Source organism: Vibrio sp. B181a (assembly GCF_030248375.1).
GTDB classification, from domain to species: domain Bacteria; phylum Pseudomonadota; class Gammaproteobacteria; order Enterobacterales; family Vibrionaceae; genus Vibrio; species Vibrio campbellii.
The window spans coordinates 1-8,638 of the sequence record NZ_JAHGAD010000044.1 but is presented as its reverse complement, the minus strand read 5'-3'; the positions used below and the strand labels follow the sequence as shown (position 1 = coordinate 8,638).

Genomic DNA, 8,638 nt, shown 5'->3' with positions numbered 1-8,638 from the left:
TAGACCCTAGACCCTAGACCTTCCCCACACGGAAAACACAATGACCAAATACGAACAAATCCAACAAGAGTTACTGGAATCACCAAAAACTTGGTTGGTAACAGGTGTCGCAGGCTTCATCGGCTCAAACTTATTAGAGAAGCTACTAAAGCTTAATCAAACCGTGGTGGGGTTAGACAACTTCGCAACCGGCCATCAACACAACTTGGATGAAGTAAAAAGCCTAGTAAGTGAAGCTCAGTGGGACCGTTTTACCTTTATTGAGGGTGATATCCGTGATCCAAAAGCCTGCCAGCAAGCGGTTCTAGGCGTGGACTATGTGTTGCACCAAGCTGCACTGGGTTCAGTACCTCGCTCTATTGCAGATCCACTAACGACAAATGCTGCAAACATTACCGGTTTTCTAAACATGCTTGATGCCGCAAGACAAGAGGACGTGAAAAGCTTCACTTATGCCGCTTCTAGCTCTACATACGGTGATCATCCAGCTCTACCAAAAGTGGAAGAAAACATTGGCAACCCATTGTCTCCTTACGCAGTAACCAAGTACGTAAACGAGCTTTATGCGGGTGTTTACGCTCGCACATATGGATTCAAAACAATTGGTCTGCGTTACTTCAACGTATTTGGCCGTAGACAAGATCCAAACGGCGCTTATGCGGCGGTAATTCCAAAATGGACTGCAGCCATGATCAATGGTGAAGACGTTTTCATTAACGGTGATGGCGAAACAAGCCGAGACTTTTGCTACATCGACAACGTTGTACAGATGAATTTATTAGCCGCAACAGCACAAGATGAAGCAAAAGACGAAGTCTACAATGTTGCAGTTGGGGACAGAACCACACTAAATGACCTGTTCTATGCAATCAAAAACGCGTTGAATGAAAATGATGTTGAAGTAAATGTTGAACCTATTTACCGAGAGTTTCGTGCTGGTGATGTTAGGCATTCTCAGGCGAGCATACTGAAATCTGAACTTGGGCTTGAGTATGCTGCTCTATTTGATATAGAGAAAGGCATTGTAAGAGCAATTTCGTGGTACGTTAGTAAGCATGCATAAAACTATGAAGTCTAAGATATTAAGTGGTATCTTATGGGGAGGATCTGAGAAGTTTATTGCTCAACTAGTTAACTTTTCTTTGATGCTATATCTGTCATATCGTTTATTACCTAGTGATTTTGCTCTTATTGGCCTTGTAAATATATTTATAATATTTTCCGATACGCTTGCAACTACCGGAGTATCTTCTTTTCTTATACATAAAGGAAGTGAATCTAAGGGGCGTTACTTTCCATCAGCATTCTTTCTATCGGTGAGTTCAGCCGTTCTAATTACTACAATAATATTAATGTTTAATGGTGTAATTGCCAGATATTACAATCAAGAAACGTTGTCGTTAGTTATACCATTTATGCTGATTTCGGTTGTTTTGAATTCAATATCTTCAATCTACCGAGCTGACATTCTGATTAAACTAGGATTTTCACTTATATCTAAAGTAGCCATAATATCTAACATCTCCAGTGCAATAATAGGCTTTAGCCTGGCTTTCAAAGGGGCGGGGTATTGGGCATTAGCTTCATTACCTGTTGTGAAAGCAGTAATAGCATTTCTTCTGTTATCCAAAGGGAGTGAGCTAAAATTAAAAATGAAGTTTGACGTTGGAGAGTTTAAGGAGATATATAGCTTTGGCTACAAGGTCTTACTATCAGGAATAATAGTAATTGTATCAAATGGGTTAGTTGTTTTAATTGGAAGTAGAGTTTTAAGTGTTGAAGAAGTTGGCTTTTATTCACTGGCTCTTAGTTATGTCACTTTTTTCTCTTCAACTATTGGACTCTTAATACAAAAAATTACCTATCCAATACTGTCTAATATAAAAAAGGAAAAGAGATTGTATGAGGAAAGTCTAAATAGAATTATATTTTTTACATCATTAATATCTTTGCCTTGCATGATCGGTATCGCCTCGATCTCTAAAGATTTCATATATTTATTTTTAGGTGAAAAGTGGGCGCCGATGTGTATGATAATATTCTTTTTATCTTTGTCAAAAGCTTTATGGCCTGTCGTTGCTATAAATTCAAATATATACAATTCTCTTGGATTTCCAAGTTTAACACTAATTAATGAGCTGTTTAAATTATTTGTCACTGTATTTGTTGTTGTTGTTTTTATACGGGAAGGTGTAACTAAAGTATCGATGTTGCAAGCTTTTGTCTCTGTATTTCTATTTTTGTTTTCTGCATTTCTTTCTGGAAAGGTTTCAAGTTTTGGTGTTTTGAAACAAGTAAAAATAATAATTCCTAGTCTTTTTTCATCTTTTATAATGTTTTCTTTAATTTATTTTGTTGAGTTTGAAAATCTATATCTTCAAATGGCATTGAAAATCATTTTCGGAGTTTTTGTATATTCAACTCTCATGTACTTTCCTGTAAGGAAAATGCTTATAAAAGGCTAGAAATATGATTACTATAAATCGATATTTTTCTCTTACTATATTCGTTATTTCGTTTTTAGCCATAGGCTATTTTGTGGCAAATCGAGATATATATGCTTTGAATGATACCTATCAATACTATGATTTCTTTAGAAGCATAAAAGAAGTAGGTTTACACTATGATGGTAGGTTTGAATTTGGTTTTTTTATAACAACCTTTGCATCAGCATATTTGTTTATTGAGCACGAATCTTACTTTTTTTTGTTGTTCTTAATTTTAGTTCTTGGTTATTTTTTGATTGGTAAGGAAGTTTCTTTTAATGATGGTAGTCAAGGCGCTTTTTTAATCTTATTGTTAATTTTCTTACTATTTTCAAGCTGGTTTAAAGCATCTTCAACAAATGGGCTTAGGCAAGGGATTTCAATTGTATTTCTCTATATCTCATTAATAAGATTAATTAATGGGCAACGTTTAAGTTTTCTGGTTTTTTTTGTTTTTTCAGTTTCTTTTCATTCAAGTGCACTTTTGGTAATTCCATTCATTGTTTTTCTAAAACTTTTTGAAAGAGTTAAATGGTTCGGTTTTTTTGTGTTGTCATTATTATATCCATTAGGTGTTTATGAAAGTTTGGTTCAAATTTTTTCAAGTGTTACGGGGATCCCTTTATATAGCACTATTAAACAATATGGAGCATTAATAGCTGACTACAGAAATGGTTTCCAGCTTGACTTGTATATATATACCATTGGCTACTTCTCTATTTTCATTTTTGTGAGGAAATATATGAAAAAATGTAGCTTGGCTAATTTTGATGTCCTTATGAAAGTTTATGCGGCCTTATCTTTGCTATACTTTGTATTTGGTTATGCCAATTATTCAAATAGGTATGGATATATGGCTTGGGCTTTGATTCCTGTTCTTCAAGCTTATGCTCTCAATGGATTGAAACTTAGAGAAGAGTATAAATATATGCTCGTTGTGTTTCTATTTCCATTTTCTATTCTATATTTTATTAATGGAGTGATTTAATGTCTATCCCTAAAGTTATACATTGGTGTTGGTTTGGTCCGAATGATATATCATTGGTGTCAAAGCAATGTATAGAATCATGGAATATAAACTGTTCAGGGTTTGAAGTGAAAAAATGGACTGAAGATGATGTAAAAGATATTAATAGTAGGTTTCTTAATTGTGCGTTAAAAAATAAACAATGGGCTTTTGCTTCTGATTATGTTCGCTTGTTTGCTTTATATCATTACGGTGGTATTTACCTTGATACTGATATGGAAGTAATAAAAAATCTAGAGGATTTAATTGACTGTGAATTTTTTATTGGCAAAGAAGATGATGTTCACATAAGTGCTGGAATAATTGGTTCTAAATCTAATCTCCCATTATTAAAAAAAATTTTGGATTATTATGATTCTGAAGATATGGTCGGTAAATTCATTAATATCCCTAGAGTACTGACAAAGATTATAAATGAAGGAGATGAGAGTGTTTTGATTTATGATAAATCATACTTTTATCCATACAATCCAAATGATAACAGTTCTCTTCCTATTTTAATGCATCATTCCATCAAGAAAAATACCTATGCTATTCATCATTGGGAAAGAAAGTGGAAGCTAGGATTAATAAATAAAATAAAAAGGAAACTATTTGTTTAAGAATATGAAGATCTTGTCACTTATTACTAAAAAATCTTATTTTCCAGAAATATATGCTTACCAAAAGTATTTTAATAGTGTTGGCGGGATAGAGTTTGAAATTGTATATGGCGATTCAGTCAAAGAACTATATTCCTATGATAGCGATGTTTATTTAATGAAAATGGGGTTTGACCCTTTCTATATTGGTGCAAAAAAAGATGCTATTGTCATACATGACTATACATCCTGCTCTACAGGAAGTTTTCCTCAACTCAAAAACTTCCTTAAGAAAAAGCTTAACAGAACATCTGATATAAATATATTTCTTAACGAAAAAGTTAGAAAAGAATATGGCTTTTCTAACTCAAATAACAATCTAATAAGAGATATGGGGGTTGACGATGAGTTTTATTATAATGGCGAGAAAAAAGGCGAGCATGAGTGTATTTATGTTGGTTCCATAACAAACTCTAGGGGGGTTTCAATGATGATTGATGGAATCTGCAAATCAAATATGAAGCTTTCTTTAGTAGGTAGTCCATGTAATGAAATATATTCTAGTTATAAAAATAACCATAATGTTAAGTTTTTGGGTAGGTTGAATAGAGAAGACACAGCAAGAGAGATGAAAAAGTCAGTTTTTGGTGTTAACGTCACTCCAAATATATATCCATTTTATTTTCAAACATCAACAAAGCTTCTTGAATATTGCGCCGCAAATTTAAAAATAATCACGAATGATCATAGTTGGTCTACATCATTTATGAATAAAATGAATTCAAGGTTTTATGTTACTAATAATTTTGAAGTTGATGATGTTAATAAATTTGGCTTTTCAACACCGGATGTTTCTAGTTATAACTGGAATCAAGTTATTAGTGATTCCGGGATTCTAACTACATTAAATAAAGTTATTAGTGTTCGGGGGATGTAATTCGAGGGAGTAATGAAAATTTTAATTATAGGTGCATCACCACGTTCTATCAAAAACTTTAGGGGCAAGCTTATCACTACGCTTAAATCTAAGGGTTTAGAAGTTACCGCTTCTGCTAGTAATGCAAGTTTAAAAGATATAAATCAAATTATAAAGTTAGGATGCGATTACTTGGATTATAGTGTATCAAGAAATGGATTAAATCCAGCTCAAGACTTGGTAACTCTTTATTCACTAACAAAAAATATTAACCATTTAAAGCCCGAAATAACATTAGCTTATACAATAAAGCCAATAATTTGGGGCGGTATTGCTTCGAGGTTTTCAAAAGTTAGTTCATTCTATGCGATGGTTACTGGATTAGGATATGCTTTTCAAAAAGGAGGTTTTAAAAAGAAGCTATTAAATGTTCTTGTGAGATTTTTGTATAAGTTTTCTTTGAAAAAGTCTAAAGGCGTGATTTTTCAAAACCAAGATAACATGCAAGTGTTTATCGACGAAGGAATCATACCCCAAGAAAAGTGTTTTCTCGTCAATGGTTCTGGCGTAGATCTCAGTCATTACCAAGTATCGCCTTTACCTTTAAAGTCTCACTTCTTACTTATTGCTCGCTTACTTGGGGATAAAGGTATTAGGGAATATGCAAAAGCCGCACAGATAGTTAAACAACAATATCCGGAAGCTGTTTTTGAACTTGTAGGCCCTGAAGACCCTTCTCCTGATGGCATCAAGTTGGAAGAGATCAATAAATGGGTTTCTTCTGGTGCTATCGAATACAGCGGCGCAACAACAGATGTTCGTCCTTTTATTGAAAATTGTTCGATTTACGTTCTACCTTCTTACCATGAGGGAATGCCTCGTACTGTATTAGAGGCTATGGCCATGGGGCGCCCAATTCTAACAACTGATGTTCCGGGCTGTCGTGAAACTGTCGTCAATGGAGACAACGGTTGGCTAGTCGAGAAGGCGAATGTAGAGCAACTTGCAGAACGTATGATTTGGTTTATTGAAAACCAAGAGCAATGGTCAGTGATGGGGAATAAAAGTCACACCATGGCAAATGAAAAATTCGATGTTCACAAAGTGAATGCTGAGATTCTAAAAATTATGGGGCTTTCCGATGAAAAGACTGTTTGATTTTCTCGCGTCTCTTATCGCGCTTATTCTGTTATCTCCCATCATTGCTTTAGTCGCTTGGAAGGTCCGTAAGAACCTTGGATCTCCAGTTCTGTTCCGTCAAACGCGTCCAGGCTTAAACGGAAAAACCTTCGAAATGATAAAGTTCCGTACTATGAAAGATGCAATTGATCAAAATGGGGCAATTCTGTCAAATGCTGAACGTATAACTCCATTTGGAAGTAAATTACGAAGTAGTAGCTTGGATGAGCTACCCGAACTTTGGAACGTCATAAAAGGAGATATGAGTTTAGTCGGCCCTCGTCCCTTACTAGAAGAATACTTACCTTTGTACAATGAGAGACAAGCTCGGCGTCATGAAGTAAAGCCTGGTATTACTGGATGGGCGCAAGTTAATGGTAGAAATCAAATATCTTGGGACGATAAGTTTAATTTAGACATATGGTATGTAGATAATAATAGCTTCCTATTAGATTGTAAGATTATTCTATTAACTATTAAAAAAGTATTTTTTAAAGAAGGAATAAATAGCGCGGAGAACATTACTATGCCTAAGTTTAAAGGTGAAAGTAATGAGTAAACGTTTAGTAATAATTGGCGCTAGTGGTTTAGGAAAGGAAGTAGCGTGGCTAGCGAAACGGCTCAAAATTAACATCTTAGGGTTTTTAGATGATAGAGAAGAGCTTATTGGAAATTTATTCTATGACTATCCGGTATTAAATACTATAAGAAATTGGCGAGAGTATAGGGATTGTGATTTCGTAATTGCTATCGCATCTCCTCGGGTCCGAAAACGTGTAGTTGAAAGAATGAGGTCTGCTGAACAACCGTCATTTATAACGCTCATTGACCCTAGTGTCCTAATTGGAGACGAAATTAATAATGTTGGTTTGGGCTCAATTATTTGCGCTGGTACTGTTTGTACTGCTGACATCTGTATTGGAGACTTTGTCATAGTCAATAAACTCGTATCTATAGGTCATGATGTTGTTGTTCATGATTTCTGTACGATTTCACCTAAAGTTATGCTAGGTGGTGAAGTGAAAGTTTTATCTGGCGCAGAGGTTGGAGCATCTTCGTCAGTTCGTCAAGGAATTCTTGTGGGTAAAGGTTCTGTCATAGGGATGGGAAGTACGGTAGTTAAAAGTACAGATGAAAACAGTCTTTATTTTGGAGTACCTGCATCAAAGGTAAGAGAGCTTTCTCAATTCTAGTGCTGATCTTTTAGGAAATAACATGCTTAATACACCATTTTCTCCATGGCCTTCTTTTACTCAAGAAGAGGCGGATGCAGTGAGCCGTGTGCTACTGTCAAACAAAGTAAACTACTGGACAGGCAACGAGTGTCGTGAGTTCGAAAAAGAGTTGGCGGCATGGGCCGGTTGCGAATACGCGATTGCTCTTGGCAATGGAACGCTTGCACTAGATGTGGCATTGAAAGCCTTGGGCGTAGGCGAGGGCGATGAAGTGATTACCACCCCAAGAACGTTCCTTGCTTCCGCTTCGTCAATTGTGACTTCCGGTGCAGCACCCGTTTTTGCGGATGTGGATCTAAACAGCCAAGCGATTACGGCGGAATCGATACAAGCGGCACTCACGCCAAAAACAAAAGCGGTGATTGTGGTGCACCTTGCTGGTATGCCAGCAGAGATGGATGCCATTATGGCGCTGTCACAGCAGCACGGTTTTTACGTAATTGAAGATTGTGCTCAAGCACATGGCGCGAAATACAAAGGGCGTAGTGTCGGGACTATTGGCCACATTGGTGCGTGGTCTTTCTGCCAAGATAAGATCATGACGACAGGCGGTGAAGGTGGCATGGTGACAACCAATGATAAGACATTGTGGTCAACCATGTGGTCGTACAAAGATCACGGTAAAAGCTTTGATGCGATTTACAATCGCGAGCATCCACCGGGCTTTCGTTGGTTACACGAATCTTTCGGCACTAACTGGCGCATGACAGAGTTACAAGCTGTTATTGGTCGTATCCAGCTTGCTCGCATGCCAGCATGGACAGCGCAACGCCAAGCGAATGCAGCACAAATTGATGAAGCGGTTGCAGACCTAAGCGTGGTTCGCCGAGTGGAAGTGCCGGAATACAGTGAGCACGCCGAGTACAAACATTATTTGTTTATCGAGCCTCAGAACCTTGCTGAAGGGTGGACACGAGATCGCATTGTAGAAACCATCGTTGAGCGTGGTGTGCCAGCTTACCAAGGCAGTTGCTCAGAAGTGTACTTGGAGAAGGCGTTTGACAATACACCTTGGCGACCAGAGCAACGATTGAGCAATGCAGTGGCTTTAGGCGAAACAAGCTTGATGTTCCTTGTACATCCAACCTTAACAGCTGAAGAAGTGTCTAAAACGGCTCAAGTGATCCGAGAAGTACTTTTAGAAGCTCAGCGCTAAATATTGATTTGCAAATCTTATGAGAGTGCTTTTACTCTCGTCCTAGAACCTAGAACCT

Annotated in this window: 9 protein-coding genes; all 9 read left to right on the top strand. The window is 36.8% G+C overall.

Annotated elements, in window-relative coordinates:
* The first annotated feature begins 40 nt into the window (after positions 1-40).
* Genes KIO97_RS19035 through KIO97_RS18995 form a run of 9 tightly spaced genes read left to right on the top strand, consistent with a single transcriptional unit; the run spans position 41 to position 8,580 of the window.
* Positions 41-1,063, top strand: coding sequence for an NAD-dependent epimerase/dehydratase family protein (locus KIO97_RS19035; RefSeq protein ID WP_285383690.1), 1,023 nt, complete (start codon positions 41-43; stop codon positions 1,061-1,063).
* A gap of 4 nt (positions 1,064-1,067) precedes the next feature.
* Positions 1,068-2,465 (top strand): oligosaccharide flippase family protein, encoded by a 1,398-nt coding sequence (locus KIO97_RS19030; RefSeq protein ID WP_285383689.1) that lies wholly within the window; start codon positions 1,068-1,070, stop codon positions 2,463-2,465.
* A 4-nt stretch (positions 2,466-2,469) separates the two neighbouring features.
* Positions 2,470-3,474, top strand: a complete 1,005-nt coding sequence (locus KIO97_RS19025) for an EpsG family protein (protein WP_285383688.1) — start codon at positions 2,470-2,472, stop codon at positions 3,472-3,474.
* On the top strand, positions 3,474-4,115 hold the full coding sequence (locus KIO97_RS19020; RefSeq protein WP_285383687.1) for a glycosyltransferase family 32 protein: 642 nt from the start codon (positions 3,474-3,476) through the stop codon (positions 4,113-4,115). Before KIO97_RS19025 ends, KIO97_RS19020 begins: the two co-directional genes overlap by 1 nt.
* Positions 4,108-5,031: a hypothetical protein gene (locus tag KIO97_RS19015; RefSeq protein WP_285383686.1), complete on the top strand. Its 924-nt coding sequence runs from the start codon at positions 4,108-4,110 to the stop codon at positions 5,029-5,031. The genes KIO97_RS19020 and KIO97_RS19015 overlap by 8 nt, the downstream gene beginning before the upstream one ends.
* 12 nt (positions 5,032-5,043) lie before the next feature.
* Entirely contained in the window at positions 5,044-6,168 is a 1,125-nt protein-coding gene (locus KIO97_RS19010) for a glycosyltransferase family 4 protein (RefSeq protein WP_285383685.1), read from the top strand.
* Positions 6,152-6,748 (top strand): sugar transferase, encoded by a 597-nt coding sequence (locus KIO97_RS19005; RefSeq protein ID WP_285383684.1) that lies wholly within the window; start codon positions 6,152-6,154, stop codon positions 6,746-6,748. The genes KIO97_RS19010 and KIO97_RS19005 overlap by 17 nt, the downstream gene beginning before the upstream one ends.
* Positions 6,741-7,382 (top strand): acetyltransferase, encoded by a 642-nt coding sequence (locus tag KIO97_RS19000; protein WP_285383683.1) that lies wholly within the window; start codon positions 6,741-6,743, stop codon positions 7,380-7,382. The genes KIO97_RS19005 and KIO97_RS19000 overlap by 8 nt, the downstream gene beginning before the upstream one ends.
* Positions 7,383-7,404: 22 nt before the next feature.
* Positions 7,405-8,580 carry a DegT/DnrJ/EryC1/StrS aminotransferase family protein gene (locus tag KIO97_RS18995; protein ID WP_285383682.1) on the top strand — a complete coding sequence of 392 codons (1,176 nt, stop codon included), beginning with the start codon at positions 7,405-7,407 and terminating at the stop codon, positions 8,578-8,580.
* Positions 8,581-8,638: the final 58 nt, after the last annotated feature.

Coding starts and splice junctions, on each gene's coding strand:
- KIO97_RS18995 (WP_285383682.1), top strand. CDS start 7,405: ATGCTTAATACACCATTTTCTCCATGGCCTTCTTTTACTCAAGAAGAG.
- KIO97_RS19005 (WP_285383684.1), top strand. CDS start 6,152: ATGAAAAGACTGTTTGATTTTCTCGCGTCTCTTATCGCGCTTATTCTG.
- KIO97_RS19035 (WP_285383690.1), top strand. CDS start 41: ATGACCAAATACGAACAAATCCAACAAGAGTTACTGGAATCACCAAAA.
- KIO97_RS19010 (WP_285383685.1), top strand. CDS start 5,044: ATGAAAATTTTAATTATAGGTGCATCACCACGTTCTATCAAAAACTTT.
- KIO97_RS19020 (WP_285383687.1), top strand. CDS start 3,474: ATGTCTATCCCTAAAGTTATACATTGGTGTTGGTTTGGTCCGAATGAT.
- KIO97_RS19025 (WP_285383688.1), top strand. CDS start 2,470: ATGATTACTATAAATCGATATTTTTCTCTTACTATATTCGTTATTTCG.
- KIO97_RS19000 (WP_285383683.1), top strand. CDS start 6,741: ATGAGTAAACGTTTAGTAATAATTGGCGCTAGTGGTTTAGGAAAGGAA.
- KIO97_RS19030 (WP_285383689.1), top strand. CDS start 1,068: ATGAAGTCTAAGATATTAAGTGGTATCTTATGGGGAGGATCTGAGAAG.